At 63.7% G+C, this 14540-nt stretch carries 14 protein-coding genes; 13 read left to right on the forward strand and 1 reads right to left on the reverse strand.

Annotated features, from left to right (window positions below; all coding sequences use genetic code 11):
- Positions 1 to 7 precede the first annotated feature (7 nt).
- Positions 8 to 763 (forward strand): arginyltransferase, encoded by a 756-nt coding sequence (locus BO74_RS12145; protein WP_496442632.1) that lies wholly within the window; start codon positions 8 to 10, stop codon positions 761 to 763.
- Here BO74_RS12145 and BO74_RS12150 read toward each other — a convergent pair.
- Positions 741 to 1706, reverse strand: coding sequence for a magnesium and cobalt transport protein CorA (locus tag BO74_RS12150; RefSeq protein WP_496442633.1), 966 nt, complete (start codon positions 1704 to 1706; stop codon positions 741 to 743). The genes BO74_RS12145 and BO74_RS12150 overlap by 23 nt on opposite strands.
- Before the next feature lie 128 nt (positions 1707 to 1834).
- Between BO74_RS12150 and BO74_RS12155 the strand changes: the two genes are divergently transcribed.
- The 12 genes from BO74_RS12155 to BO74_RS12210 all read left to right on the forward strand — a co-directional run bounded on the left by BO74_RS12155 (position 1835) and on the right by BO74_RS12210 (position 14032).
- Positions 1835 to 4933: a PAS domain S-box protein gene (locus BO74_RS12155; protein WP_496442634.1), complete on the forward strand. Its 3099-nt coding sequence runs from the start codon at positions 1835 to 1837 to the stop codon at positions 4931 to 4933.
- A gap of 17 nt (positions 4934 to 4950) precedes the next feature.
- Positions 4951 to 5979 (forward strand): quinone-dependent dihydroorotate dehydrogenase, encoded by a 1029-nt coding sequence (locus BO74_RS12160; RefSeq protein WP_496442635.1) that lies wholly within the window; start codon positions 4951 to 4953, stop codon positions 5977 to 5979.
- Positions 5980 to 6079: 100 nt separating this feature from the next.
- The gene (gene rsxA, locus BO74_RS12165; protein ID WP_496442636.1) at positions 6080 to 6664 is read left to right on the forward strand and encodes an electron transport complex subunit RsxA; all 585 of its coding nucleotides are present in this window, start codon (positions 6080 to 6082) and stop codon (positions 6662 to 6664) included.
- Positions 6664 to 7215, forward strand: a complete 552-nt coding sequence (gene rsxB / locus BO74_RS12170) for an electron transport complex subunit RsxB (RefSeq protein ID WP_496442637.1) — start codon at positions 6664 to 6666, stop codon at positions 7213 to 7215. Before rsxA ends, rsxB begins: the two co-directional genes overlap by 1 nt.
- Positions 7216 to 7231: 16 nt before the next feature.
- The gene (rsxC, locus tag BO74_RS12175; RefSeq protein ID WP_496442646.1) at positions 7232 to 8938 is read left to right on the forward strand and encodes an electron transport complex subunit RsxC; all 1707 of its coding nucleotides are present in this window, start codon (positions 7232 to 7234) and stop codon (positions 8936 to 8938) included.
- A gap of 124 nt (positions 8939 to 9062) precedes the next feature.
- Positions 9063 to 10091, forward strand: a complete 1029-nt coding sequence (locus tag BO74_RS12180) for an RnfABCDGE type electron transport complex subunit D (RefSeq protein ID WP_496442638.1) — start codon at positions 9063 to 9065, stop codon at positions 10089 to 10091.
- Positions 10088 to 10744, forward strand: a complete 657-nt coding sequence (gene rsxG / locus BO74_RS12185; RefSeq protein ID WP_496442639.1) for an electron transport complex subunit RsxG — start codon at positions 10088 to 10090, stop codon at positions 10742 to 10744. The genes BO74_RS12180 and rsxG overlap by 4 nt, the downstream gene beginning before the upstream one ends.
- Before the next feature lie 30 nt (positions 10745 to 10774).
- Positions 10775 to 11461 (forward strand): electron transport complex subunit E, encoded by a 687-nt coding sequence (locus BO74_RS12190; protein WP_496442640.1) that lies wholly within the window; start codon positions 10775 to 10777, stop codon positions 11459 to 11461.
- A gap of 17 nt (positions 11462 to 11478) precedes the next feature.
- Positions 11479 to 12120, forward strand: coding sequence for an endonuclease III (nth, locus tag BO74_RS12195; protein WP_496442641.1), 642 nt, complete (start codon positions 11479 to 11481; stop codon positions 12118 to 12120).
- A 24-nt stretch (positions 12121 to 12144) separates the two neighbouring features.
- The gene (locus BO74_RS12200; RefSeq protein ID WP_496442642.1) at positions 12145 to 13275 is read left to right on the forward strand and encodes an FIST C-terminal domain-containing protein; all 1131 of its coding nucleotides are present in this window, start codon (positions 12145 to 12147) and stop codon (positions 13273 to 13275) included.
- The gene (locus BO74_RS12205; protein ID WP_496442647.1) at positions 13268 to 13690 is read left to right on the forward strand and encodes a DUF1841 family protein; all 423 of its coding nucleotides are present in this window, start codon (positions 13268 to 13270) and stop codon (positions 13688 to 13690) included. Before BO74_RS12200 ends, BO74_RS12205 begins: the two co-directional genes overlap by 8 nt.
- A gap of 75 nt (positions 13691 to 13765) precedes the next feature.
- Positions 13766 to 14032, forward strand: a complete 267-nt coding sequence (locus tag BO74_RS12210; RefSeq protein ID WP_496442643.1) for a YlcI/YnfO family protein — start codon at positions 13766 to 13768, stop codon at positions 14030 to 14032.
- Positions 14033 to 14540: the final 508 nt, after the last annotated feature.

The raw sequence follows: 14540 nt of genomic DNA on the forward strand, positions 1-14540 counted from the left end.
AACCCCGATGACCCGTCTCAACGACCCCGACCTGCCGCTCGCCTTGCTGCAGTTCTACAACACGGCAACCTATCCGTGCAGCTACCTGCCGGGGAAACAATCCGTCTCGCAGGTCGCCATCCCGCCGCAGCTGATCACGGCGGAAATCTACGGCAGCCTCGTGCGCCGGGGATTCCGGCGCAGCGGCGACTTCACCTACCGTCCGGCCTGCACCGAATGTCGCGAATGCATCCCGGTGCGCGTGTCGGTCGACCGATTCACCCCCGACCGCAGCCAGCGGCGTTGCCTGAGGACCCATGCCGGGCTGCAGGTAGTAGAACGGCCGCTGCGTTTTGACGAAGAACACTACGAGCTCTACCGCCGCTACCAGAGCGGACGCCACGCAGGCGGCGGAATGGATCTCGACGATCGGGCTCAATACACCCAGTTCCTGCTGCACAGCCAGGTCGACAGCCGGCTGGTCGAATTCCACGACGGCGACGCGCTGCGCATGGTCAGCGTCATCGACGTGCTCGATGACGGTCTCTCGTCGGTCTACACCTTCTACGACCCGGAAGTCGCCGGCCTCGGCACCTTCAACATCCTCTGGCAGATCCGCCAGTGCCAGGCCAACGACCTGCCGCATCTCTATCTTGGCTACTGGATCCGCGACTGTCGGAAGATGAATTACAAGACGCGTTTTCGCCCGACCGAGGGACGCATCGACGGCCGCTGGCAGGAACTGAATCCGGACACGACAGCTACAACCACCCCGCCCGCTTGAAGCGCAGGTAAAGAAAGACGCTGGTCGCCGCAATGACTGCGAGTGCCACCGGGTAGCCGTAAACCCAGTCCAGTTCCGGCATCGCCTTGAAGTTCATCCCCCAGATGCCGGCGAATGCGGTGGCGACGGCGAAGATCCCGGCCCAGGCGGCAAGCTTCTTGTTATCCTCGCTCTCTTCGATGGCCACCATCGAAAGATTGACCTGAATTGCCGTGCCAATCGTTTCGCGGACGTTATCGATCGAGGTATTGATCCGCGTCAGATGGTCGAAAACGTCGCGGAAATACTCGCGGCTGCTGGCGCAAACCGCAGGCGCGCGTCCCCCGAACAGTTTTCCGGTTTCCTCCAGCAGCGGCGCGACAGCGTGCTTGAGTTGCAGGACCCGCGTCTTCAGTTCATACAGGCGCTTGATGTTCGCCCGCGCCGTACCCTTGACGAAGATCTGCGCCTCGATCTCCTCCAGTTCGGCCTCGAAGCGCTCGGCGACGGGGAAATAGCGGTCGACCGTGGCGTCCATCAAGGCATAAAGGACGAAACCAGCCCCCTGTCTCAACAGATGCGGCTCCCGCTCGCAGCGCTCGCGCACGGCCAGGAAGTGCTGCCGGCTGCGGTTGCGCAACGACAGCACGTAATTGCGGCCGACAAAAATGTGCACTTCGCCGACATTGAGGCCATCGTCGGCCAGGTCAAGCAGATGCATGACGACGAACAGCGAGTTGCCGTAATCCTCGATTTTTGGCCGCTGGTGACCGTGTTGCGCGTCTTCGACAGCCAGTTCGTGCAACACGAATTCCTGCTTCATCACAGCGAGTTCGTCGGGGGTCGCGTCGCTCAACGCCACCCAGACGAAGCATCCGGGCCGGGCCAGATAGTCGCTGATTTCCTCGATCGGCAAATCGGTCAACCGGGCGCCGTCCTCATAAGCCACGCAATTGATCAGCACGTTTTTCCTCCCATGTTTCGCCCGGCGACCGCCGGAACTGGCGAACCGGCAGCTTTCCGGCATAAAAATACCAGAGTAGTATGCCTGCCGGCACCCCGATTTCCTCTCGACACGGCGCAAGGAACGGCATGGATTCGACAGTCGGCCACCGGCATTCGCTGAAGACACGCATCACGCTCGGCACCCTGGCGATCTTCCTGTTCGGCATCTGGTCCCTCTCGCTGTACGCCAGCCATATCCTCCGCGAGGACATGGAGCGGCTGCTCGGCGAACAGCAATTTTCCACCATCGGTATGGTCGCCGGCGAAATCAACGACGAACTCGAACACCGCTTTGACGCACTTCGAAAAGTCGCTACGTCAGCCGCCACCGCCATGCAGGCAGGCCCGGAAGCACTTCAGGCCGTGCTGGAAAGGCGCCGCGAATTGCACGACCTGTTCAACGTCGGCACCTTCGTCACCGGCACCGACGGCCTGTCGATTGCTTTTCATCCGTACGCCGCCGAGCGCATCGGCGTCAATTATCACGAGCGTGACTACGTGATCGCGGCACTCAGAGATGGGAAGGAATCGATCGGGCAACCGGTGGTAGGCAAAACCACGCGCACGCCGGTCGTAGTCATGGCCGTGCCGATCCGCGATTCCCGCCAGCGGATCATCGGCGTACTGGCCGGATCGATCAACCTCGCCCTCCCGAGTTTCCTCGACCGGATCACCCGTTCCCGCTACGGCAAAACCGGCGGCTACATGCTCGTCTCGCCAGCGCACCGGCTGATCGTCACCGCCACCGAGACTACGCGGATCATGGAAGCGATGCCCGCCCCCGGACGCTTCCCGGCCATCGACCGCTTCATCGAAGGCTTCGAAGGCTCGGCGGTCACCCCGAATCCGCACGGCGTGGAGGTTCTCGCCTCGGCCCGGCGCATCCCGACGGCCAACTGGTACGCCCTGGCGGCACTCCCCACCGAGGAGGCCTTCGCGCCGATCGAGCAGATGCTGCACCGCGTCCTGCTCGCAACGAGCTTACTCACGCTCCTTGCGGCCGGACTGACCTGGTGGATGCTTCGCCGCCAACTCTCGCCGCTGCTGGAGACGACGCGAACACTGATCGAAACGGCGGAATCCGGAAAACCCCTGCCGCCGCTGCCGATCAACCGGAACGACGAAATCGGCAGACTGATCGGCAGCTTCAACCGGCTGATAAAAGCGGCGGAACGGCGTGAAAACGCGTTGCGCGAAAGCGAGGAACGTTTCCGTCTGATCTTCGAGAACAGCGGAGACGCGATCCTCTTCTCCTGGCCGGATGGCCGCATCGAATCCGCCAACGCTGCCGCCTGCCGCCTGAGCGGTTACACCGAAGAGGAACTCCGTGGCCTTGGCCGCAACGGCGTCATGGACAGTGCGGACCCCCGCCTGCACAGCGCGCTCGAGGAGCGTCTGCGCAGCGGCTACTTCCAGGGCGAACTGCGCTGCATCCACAAGAGCGGCCGGGTCTTCCCGGCGGAGATCACCTCCACATACTTTTTCGACTCGAAGGGCAAGACGCGGACGATCACCCAGATTCGCGACATCACCGCCCGGCAGCAAGCAGAAAACGCCCTGCGCGAAAGCCACGCCGCGCTGCGCAGCATCCTGGATACCATGCACGACGGCTTCTGGCACCTCGATCTCAACGGGCGTCTGGTCGATACCAACCCAGCCTATTGCCAACTTTCCGGTTACACGCGCAAGGAACTCCTGCAAAAGCACATCCGCGACCTGGAAGCCCGGGAAACGCCGGCGCAGATCGCCGCACGCATCGACGACACCATCAGACTAGGTGGCGTGCGTTTCGAGACGCAGCACCGGCGGAAGAACGGCACCCTGTGGAACGTCGAGGTCAGCACCACCTATCGCAAGGACTCGGGAAAGGAATACTTCGTTTTTCTGCGCGACATCACTGCCCGCAAGCAGGCCGAACAGGAACTCGAACAGCACCGCCACAACCTGCTGCGCCTCGTTGACCAGCGCACGGCCGAACTGGCGCAAGCCAAGGACGCCGCTGAAGAGGCCAATCGGGCGAAAAGCACCTTCCTGGCCAACATGAGCCACGAGATCCGCACCCCGCTGAACGGGATCCTGGGCCTGGCCAACGTGCTGCGTCGGCAAAACCACTCGCCCGACCAGAACGAACGCCTCGACAAGATCAACACGGCAGCCGCACATCTGCTCGGGGTCATCAACGACATTCTCGACATTTCGAAGATCGAGGCCGGCAAAGTCGTCCTCGAAGAGGTGCCGCTGGACATCGGCGCGCTGCTCCGCAACATCGAGGCCATTCTCTCCGAACGCATCGAGGCCAAGGGACTCTCGCTGCGAATTGAAGCCGACGACTTCCCCGAAGGGCTGCAAGGCGATCCGACCCGTCTGCAGCAGGCGCTGCTCAACTACGCGACCAACGCCATCAAATTCACCGATAAGGGTTCCGTCACGATCCGCGCACGCATGCAACCGGACGAGGCGGGTTACGTCACGGCCCGCTTCGAGGTACGCGACACCGGCATCGGCATCCCGCCCGAAGCAAGGCAACGCCTCTTCGAGCACTTCGAACAGGCCGACAACTCGACCACGCGAAAATATGGCGGCAGCGGTCTCGGGCTGGCAATCACCCGCCGCCTGGCCGAACTGATGGGTGGAAGCGTCGGCGTCGAGAGCACGTCCGGCGAGGGCAGTACATTCTGGTTCACGGTGCGGCTGGTTTGCGGTAGAAGCGACGAATGCGCATTGACCGCATCGAGCATATCGAACATATTCGCCACGCTGACCGACAGAAACCCGGAGTTGTTGCTGCGGCAGCACCATCGCGACCGGCGCATCCTGGTCGTCGATGATGACCTGTTGAACCAGGAAGTCGCGCGTTCGCTGCTCGAAGCAGCCGACTTGGTCATCGACACCGCCGGCGATGGCATGCAGGCCGTCCAGATGGTCGGAGAAAACGACTACGCGGCCATCCTCATGGACATGCAGATGCCGCACCTCGACGGGGTCAACGCCACACGGCAATTGCGTGCCGACCCAAGGCTCGATCGTGTTCCGATCCTCGCCATGACTGCCAACGCTTTCGCCGAGGACCGCCAGCTTTGTCTGGAAGCGGGCATGAACGATTTCATCGCCAAGCCGTTCGACCCGGAACTGCTGTACTCGGTCGTGCTGTACTGGCTCGACTCGCCGCCGGCGCCCCGGGCGTAATGCGGTAAAATCGCCGGATGATTTATCCTCTCCTGCGCAAAATATTCTTTTCTCTTGACCCCGAAACGGCCCACGGTCTGGCCATGTCGGGCATCGAGCTCACGCACCGTGCCGGCATCGCCTGCCTGATGGCCAAGCCGCCGGCGGCGAACCCGGTCGAGATGATGGGTCTGACCTTCCCCAACCCGGTGGGACTGGCGGCAGGTCTGGACAAGAACGGCGAACACGTTGACGCGCTCGCGGCACTCGGCTTCGGCTTCATCGAGATCGGCACCGTCACGCCGCGCCCGCAGCCCGGCAACCCGAAGCCGCGCATGTTCCGCATCACGGAAAAGCAGGCGATCATCAACCGCATGGGTTTCAACAACGACGGCGTGGACAAGTTGCTCGGCAATATCGCCGACTCCCAGTTCGCACGCCGCGGCGGCATCCTCGGCATCAACATCGGCAAGAACTTCGACACGCCGATCGAGAAAGCCGCCGACGACTACCTGATCTGTCTCGAACGCGTTTATGCTGCCGCCAGCTACGTGGCGGTCAATATTTCCAGTCCGAACACCAAGAACCTGCGCGAGTTGCAGAAAGACGACGCGCTCGACGCGCTGCTCGGCAGCCTCAAGGCCGAGCAGGCGCGGCTCGCCGAAAAGCACGGCAAATACGTGCCACTGGTGCTGAAGATCGCCCCCGATCTGGAAGACATCCAGATCCAGTCGATCGCCGACCTGCTCCGGCAGCACCGCATGGACGGCGTCATCGCCACCAACACGACGCTCGCGCGCGACGGTGTCGAAGGCCTGCCCAACGCGCAGGAGACCGGTGGCCTCTCCGGCGCACCGGTATACGAACGTTCGACGGCTGTGCTGGAAAAACTCGCCACCGCGCTTGCCGGTGAAGTGCCGATCATCGGCGTCGGCGGCATCATGGGCGGCGAGCAGGCGGCCGCCAAGATCAAGGCCGGCGCCCGCCTGGTGCAGCTCTATACCGGCTTCATCTACCGCGGTCCCGAACTGATCGGCGAAGCGGCCCGGGCGATCGCCGCCTTATAACCGTTGCAGCTATTCATATACTCCCAACGTGGTTGAATGGAATTAGGCGGAAGAGGATAATTCTCAGCTTACCGCACCAACCCGTCCTTTTGCAGGAACAATGACCCACTACCTGTTCATCGTCATCAGCGCCGTCCTGGTCAACAACGTCGTCCTGGTGAAGATTCTCGGCCTGTGCCCGTTCATGGGCGTCTCCAAGAAGCTAGATACCGCGTTCGGCATGGGCGCGGCAACGACCTTCGTGCTGACCGTGGCCACCGGCGCCAGCTACGTGATCGACCATCTCCTGCTCACGCCATTCGGGCTGGAGTACCTGCGCACGCTGTCGTTCATCGTCACCATCGCGGCCATTGTCCAGTTGACGGAGATGGTCATCCATAAATCGAGCCCGGTACTGCACCAGGTGCTCGGGATCTACCTGCCGCTGATCACCACCAACTGCGCCGTGCTCGGCGTCCCGCTGCTGAACATCGCCAACCGGCACAATTTTCTCGAATCGCTGATCTTCGGCGCCGCCAGCGCCATCGGCTTCTCGCTGGTCATGATCCTCTTCGCCGGCATCCGCGAGCGCGTCGAGGGCGCCGACGTACCCGTGCCGTTCCGCGGCGTCGCCATCTCGATGGTCACGGCCGGCCTGATGAGCCTCGCCTTCATGGGCTTCGCCGGTCTCGACAAGTACCAATAATGCTGTCCGCCATCCTCATCATGGCGCTCGGCGCCGTCATCCTCGGCGCGGCGCTCGGTTACGCCTCGATCAAGTTCAAGGTCCAGGGCAACCCGCTGGTCGAAAAGATCGACGCCATCCTGCCGCAGACGCAATGCGGCCAGTGCGGCTACCCCGGTTGCAAACCCTACGCCGAAGCCATCGCCGAAGGCGAAGCGGAGATCAACCGCTGCCCGCCCGGCGGCATGGAAGGCGTGCGCAAGCTGGCCGACCTGCTCGGTCGCGAAGTAAAGCCGCTCGACGCCGAAGAAAAGCCCAAGCAGGTGGCGATCATCGACGAACAACTGTGCATCGGCTGCACGCTGTGCATCCAGGCCTGCCCGGTCGACGCCATCGTCGGCGCCGCGAAGCAGATGCACACCATCGTCGAATCGCTGTGTACCGGCTGCGAGCTTTGCGTCAAACCGTGTCCGGTCGAATGCATCCGCATGGAGCCGATCCCAGAGAAGATCGACAACTGGAAGTGGAAGTATCCGGTCTTCGAGATCAAACCCGTCAGGCACGCCGCCTGAGCTATTGCCCGAACTCATGCTGCAGCAACTCTTCAAATTCAAAGGCGGCGTCAAGCCGGCGACGAACAAAGCCCCATCGGTACAGGCGCCGATCGGCATCGCCCCGGTTCCGTCGCGGCTGGTCGTGCCGCTGCACCAGAGCATCGGCGGCCAACCGCTGCCGCTCGTCGAAGTCGGCGAGCGTGTGCTCAAGGGCCAGCGGATCGGCGCCGCCGACAAGTGGGTCTCCGCCGCCGTTCATGCGCCGACCTCAGGTACGGTGATCGCGGTCGAAGAGCGCGTCACCGCGCACCCGTCCGGTCTGCCGACCCTCTCAGTGGTCATTGAAGCCGACGGCAAGGACGAATGGATCGAGCGCCATCCGCTCGACTACGCCTCGCTGGAACCGGAACAAGTCCGCGAGATTCTGCGCGACTCGGGGGTCGTCGGCCTCGGCGGTGCGGTATTCCCCAGCCACGTCAAGACCGAAGCGGCCAAGGCCGTGCCGATGGAGGATCTGGTGATCAACGGCGCCGAGTGCGAGCCGTTCATGACCTGCGACGACCTGCTGATGCGCGAGCGCCCCGACGACATCATTCGCGGCGTCGGTATCTTCCGCGACCTGCTGAAGCCGAAGCGGGTCTTGATCGGCATCGAGGACAACAAGCCCGAAGCACTCGACGCGATGCGGCAGGCCGTCGAATCCGTCGGCGAGAACTTCGAGGTTGTCGCCGTACCGACCCGTTACCCGGCCGGGGGTGCCAAGCAACTGATCCGCGTACTCACCGGCAAGGAGATCCCGGCGGCCAAGCGCTCGCCCGAAATGGGCGTGCAGTGCTTCAACGTCGCCACCGCCTACACCGCCTGGCGCGCCATCGCCCTCGGCGAGCCGGTCATTTCGCGCATCGTCACCCTCACCGGCAACGTCGAGCAACCGCGCAACTGGGAAGTGCGGCTCGGCACTCCGCTGCAGGAACTCATCAAGCTCGCCGAACCAAAGGCCGACACCAACCGTTTCCTGATGGGCGGCCCGATGATGGGCTTCGACATCCCCGATCTCGCCGCACCGGTGGTCAAGGCCACCAATTGCCTGATCGCCGGTTCGCCGAAGCTCTTCCCGCCGCCGGCGCCGGAGATGCCGTGCATCCGCTGCGGCGCCTGCGCCCAGGCCTGCCCGCACGAACTGCAGCCGTTCGAACTGTACTGGTTCTCCCGCGCCCGCAATTTCGGCAAGACGCAGGAGTACAACCTGTTCGACTGCATCGAATGCGGCTGCTGCAGCTACGTCTGCCCTTCGCACATCCCCTTGGTGCAGTATTTCCGCTTTGCCAAGAGCGAGATCTGGACGCGCGAACGGGAAAAAAGCCAGGCCGATGCCGCCAAGGCGCGCTTCGAGTTCCGCAACGAGCGCGACGAACGGGAAAAGGCCGAAAAAGCCGAGCGTCTGGCCCGCGCCGCCGCAGCCAAGGCGGCGGAGAAGAAAGCCGCGCCGGCCGAAACCACCGCAAGCGCGGAGCCGGCCCCCGCCGCCCCGGTCGATGCCGAAGCAGCGAAAAAGGCCGCCATCGCCGCGGCGATGGAACGTGCCCGCCAGCAGCGCGAAGCCGTGCAGGCAAAGAACACTGACGGACTGACCGTCGCCCAGCGCAAGGAAATCGCCGAGATCGAGGCCCGCCGGGCGCCGCTGCAGGCGGAACAGGCGGCTGCACCGGCACAAGCGCCAGAAGCGGGAGAACAGCAATGATGCGCAACAAACGCCGTCATTCCGGCGCAGGCCGGAGCAATAACGACGCAGGTTTCCGGAGCACCGCCTGGATCCCGGCTTTCGCCGGGATGACGGAGCGAGCGGCTATCGTCAGGCGTTAACAATGGCTAACCACTCCATGGACTTCATCACTCCGCCCTATCTGACCCAGAACGTCAGCGTCCGCCGCGTCATGCTGCAGGTTCTGACGGCCCTGGTTCCGGGGATTGCCGCGATCCTCTGGCTGATCGGCCCGATCATCCTGATCCAGCTCGCCATCGCCACGGCGACCGCCCTGCTCGCCGAAGCGTTCATGCTCAAGCTGCAGAGCAAGCCGCTCGGGCTGTTTCTCGGCGATGGCAGCGCCGTTGTCACCGCCTGGCTGATCGCCCTCGCCTTCCCGCCGCTGGCGCCCTGGTGGCTGGTCGTCGTCGGTACGGCCTTCGCCATCGTCGTGGCCAAACATCTTTATGGCGGACTCGGCCAGAACCCCTTCAATCCGGCGATGATCGCCTTCGCGGCCTGCATCGTCTCGTTCCCGGCCCTGATGTCGCAATGGCCGCCGGTCAACCTGGACAGCGACTTCGCTGCGCAGGTCGCGATGATCTTCGGCCAGGCGCCACGCCTTGACGCGCTGACCGGAGCCACCCCGCTCGACGCCTTGAAGACCGCCCTGAAGCTCGGCGAAGGCACGACCAGCGTCGCCACCGTCACCGCCGACACCGCGGTCTTCGGCTACGTAGCCGGACGCGGCTGGGAGTGGATCGCCGCGGGCTACCTGCTCGGTGGCATCTGGCTGTGGGGCCGGCGTGTGATCGGCTGCCACGTTTCGCTGAGCTTCCTGGCCGGCATCGCGCTGATGTCCGGCGCGTTGTGGCTTATCAATCCGGCGCAGTACGCCAACCCGTTGTTCCACCTGTTCTCCGGCGGCACGATGCTCGGCGCTTTCTTCATCGTCACCGATCCGGTCTCCGGTGCGACAACACCGAAAGGCAAACTGATCTTCGGCCTCTCCGCCGGCGTGCTCGCCTACCTGATCCGTGTCTTCGGCAACTACCCGGACGGCGTGGCCTTCTCGGTGCTGCTGCTGAACCTCTGTGTTCCCCTCATCGACCTCTACACGCAACCGCCGATCTTCGGCATGAAGAAATGACCCAGCACGCCAAGCCGATTACCGCCAGCAAGATGGCCGCGCGTACGGCGGTCATCCTGTTCCTCTTCGTCACCGTTTTCACCGCCGTTCTCTCCGGCGCCTACCTGCTGACGCGCCCGGCGATCGAGGCCGCTGCTACCGAAGAAAAGATGAAGCTCATCGACGAGGTGCTGCCGCGCGACCGCTACGACAACCAGCTGCTGCAGGATGCCCTCGCCCTGCCGCCCACCCCTGAACTGGGCCTCGACGAAGCCTCGACCGTCTACCGGGCCCGCCGCAACGGCAAGATCGAGGCGCTGGTTCTCGAAGCCGCGGCGCCGGACGGCTACGCCGGCAAGATTCGCCTGCTGCTTGCCCTCGGCGGCGACGGCACGGTCATCGGCGTGCGTGTCACGCAACACCGCGAAACCCCGGGTCTCGGCGATTACATCGAGCCGAAAAAGGACCGCAACAAGGAACGCCCGTGGATCACGCAATTCAACGGACTGGTTCCCACATCCGTCGAAGAGCATGAATGGAAGGTGAAGAAGGACGGTGGCCGCTTCGACTCGATCGCCGGTGCAACTGTATCGCCACGTGCCATCGTCAAAACCGTGCGCCAGACGGCACTCTATGTCGAGGCGAACCGAAAACAGCTTTTCGAGTCCGAATAGCCAAGCAACAGCCTGAAAGCAGGAGGCACCATGACCCGCGACGAACTCCGCCAGATTGCCGCCAACGGCGTGTGGAAGCAGAACACCAGCCTGGTGCAGATCCTCGGCCTGTGTCCGTTGCTGGCTGTTACCACCAACCTCGTCAATGGCGTAATGCTCTCGCTGGCGACGATCATCGTCATGGCCGTTTCCGGCGTCGCCGTGGCCAGCCTGCGCAACCTGATCCCGCACGAGATCCGCATCCCGGTATTCATCCTGATCATCGCCTCGCTGGTCACCGTTGTCGATCTGCTGTTCAACGCCTACTTCCACCAGCTTTACCTCGTCCTCGGCATCTTCATTCCGCTGATCGTCACCAACTGCATCGTGCTCGCCCGCGTCGAAGCCTACGCCAACAAGAATCCGCCGCTGCATTCGCTCGCCGACGGGATCTTCATGGGCACCGGCATGCTGTGGACGCTGGCCCTGCTCGGCGGCCTGCGCGAACTCATCGGCAACGGCACGCTGTTCGCCGGCATCGACATGGTCTTTTCCGGCGCCACCGCACTGCAACTCCTGCCTGCGGAGTACCCTGGCTTCCTGCTGACGATGCTCCCGCCCGGCGCCTTCATCGTCCTCGGCTGCCTGATCGCCTGGAAGAACTGGATCGAAGCCCGCGCCGCCGCCCGCCAGCACCGTCCGGCGCCGGATCCGGTGACGGCCAGCGGCTGCCACTGACGCAGGAGACCCGGGGAATGAATGCCGCCAAGCGCATCGCCCTGTTCGAGCGCCTGCAGGCGGCGAACCCGGCGCCCACCACGGAGCTGGAATACGCCACACCGTTCCAGCTGCTGATCGCCGTCATCCTGTCGGCACAGGCCACCGACAAGAGCGTCAACCTCGCCACGCGCACGCTGTTCGCCGACGCGTCGACGCCTGAGGCGATGCTCGCCCTCGGCGAAGAAGGACTCGCCGGCTACATCAACCGCATCGGCCTCTTCCGCACCAAGGCGAAGAACGTGATCGCCACCTGTCGCCTCCTGATCGAACGGCACGGAGGCGAGGTGCCGCACGACCGCGCGGCGCTCGAAGCGCTTCCCGGTGTCGGCCGCAAGACGGCCAACGTCGTGCTCAACACCGCCTTCGGCGAACCGACGATCGCCGTCGACACGCACATCTTCCGCGTCGCCAACCGCACCCGGCTGGCGCCGGGGAAAACTCCGCTGGCGGTGGAACAACGCCTGCTCAAGGTCGTGCCCGAAGCGTTCCGGCAGGACGCCCACCACTGGCTGATCCTGCACGGGCGTTACGTGTGCAAGGCGCGCAAGCCTGAATGCTGGCGCTGCGCCCTGACCGACCTGTGCGAATACAAGGACAAGACGGCTTATGCCGTCTGACCGGATCAGTTCCCCGCGATCCGCATGACGCTCGCCACCGCCCTCGTCACCGGCAACGACCCGGCGCCCGAACTGGCCGTCGCGGCGGTCGAGCAGGCGCTGGAAAAGTCCGGCCTGAAACACGCCACCGGCGTGCTGTTGTTCCTCACGCCGGAGTTCGCCCGCCATGCCCAGGAGATCGTCACCGCCGCCGCGCGCCACACGCAATGCCTGCAGATCGCCGGCGGCATCGCTTCCGGCGTATTCACCGAAGCGGGCTGGGCGCTCGACCGGCCGGCGGCAGCCGCGATGGTTCTCGGCGGCGGCTTTTCCCTCGGCTATCCCGAAAGCCCGCGAGAGCCGATCATGAGCTACGCCGGCGGTACCGTGCCGGAAATCTGGAGCTACTCCGGACGACGCTTTGGCGGCATCTTCGGCAGTACCTTTGCCGTTCGCGCCGCCGACGCCAACGCCATCGTCTGGCAGCAGGCCCGCCTCGCCGGCGAAGGAGGCTGCAGCGCGCAAGTGCATGGCGCGCATATCGACATCGGCGTTTCACGCGGCTGGCGCCGGCTGAACGAGACACAGGCTGTCGAAAGCTGCCGCGGCTACGAGGTTCTGCAACTGGGCGGAAAGCCCGCTCTGCAAAACCTGACCGACGTCCTTCCAGCCGACTTCCGCCGCGATCCCGCGCGTCACCTGCACCAGATCGTCGCCCTCATTGCCGAATCGGCCGCAACCGGCCGTGAAACCGCCTACCACGCGGCGGCGATCATCTCGGCGAACGCGGACGGCACCCTCACCCTGGCGGAGCGAATCGAACCCGGTCGGCGCCTGGCCTGGGCGATCCGCCTGCCGGAAACCGCCGAAGCCGACATGCACCGTACCGTCGAGACGCTGGCGGAACAACAGCAGACGCACGGCCAGGCTCCGGCCGGCGCGCTGCTGTTCTCCTGCATCGGACGCAGCCCCTTCTTCTACGGCGGCGAAGACCGCGACCTGCAGATCTTCAAAGAACGTTTTCCGCGTCTGCCGCTTATCGGCGTTTACGGCACCGGCCAGATCGCGCCGCTCGGCGAACGCCCCGGCGCAGGCAACGGCCAGTTCCAGAACTCCGTCGTCACCGCGCTCATCACTCCTCAACAGGAAAAACAGGAAAGCAAAAATGTTGTTTGACCCCTCCCGCGAACAGGTCCGAAACTTCTTCTGCGAATCCTGGCGCAAGCACCGCGAACGCCTGATCCTCGAAGGCGCCGAAGCCACCGCCGCCGACCTGATCGCCGAGCACCCGGAGTACCACGCGCTGCTGGAGAATCCCGACGCCGCCATCGAAAAGGAATTCACCCCCGAAGGCGGCCAGATGAACCCCTTTCTGCACCTGTCGCTGCATCTGGCCATCGCCGAGCAGATCAGCATCGACCAGCCACGCGGCATCAAGGCCGCCTACTTCGCCCTTCGGCAAAAGATGGAAGTGCACGACGCCGAGCACGCGATCATGGAATGCCTCGGCGAGACGATCTGGCGCTCGCAGCGTGAGAAGGCGCCGATGGATGGAGAAGCGTATCTGGAGTGCGTGCGGAAGAAGGCGTAACTGAGACTGTCCGGCTTGTTTTGCGAAGGAGCGCAAGCCAAAATCGCATTGCAATTGCAACGCACAGAAACCTCGATGAAAACTGCCACTTTTCCGTCATTGCATGTCGCCGCGGAATTCCGCCAAGCCGCCGAACAGGTGCTGCAGGAAGGCGAGACCCTTTCCAGTTTTGTTGAGGAATCCATCCGCGAGAACATCGCCCGCCGGCAACTACGAAGCGAATTCGTCGCCCGCGGACTTGCCTCGCGCGAACACGCGCACGAGACCGGGAGATATGTCAGCGCGGACGCCGTACTCGGTTGGCTGGAAAAAATGCTGGCAAACGCAAAGGCCGGAAAGTGACGTATCGGGTCCGCTTTACGGAGGAAGCGGAAGACGACCTGATTCGGCTCTACGAATTCGTATTGACTCGGGACGAACCCGATTGGGCATTGGCAGAGTGCGCGCTGGAGACGATCAGGCACGGCATCCGCAACCTGGAACTGGCGCCGTTCTGCTTCCGCAGGGTGACGCCCAACAATCTTTTTTTTCGAGGAATCGTCATCCCGTTTGACGCAAGCGGCTATGTCGCCGTACGAAATCGACAACGAAGAAACCGTCACTATTCTCGCGGTCAGGCATCAGCGGGAGGATGACTACCATTGAGAGAGCGTGAGGATTCCCACCTTACTTGACCGCGCTCAGTTGAACCGGAAAAACCGGGGTCTGCCCCGGGTTTTCCGGTTTTCTTGTCCCCGGTTTTCTCACCGGTTTTTCTGACCTGCTCCCCGCCAGCCGTACCAATCTAAAGTAGAGAAGTCCGTCAAACCATGGAGAATGACGGACATGAAGAAGAGCAGATTCACGGAAG

The organism is Propionivibrio pelophilus DSM 12018 (genome assembly GCF_059569095.1).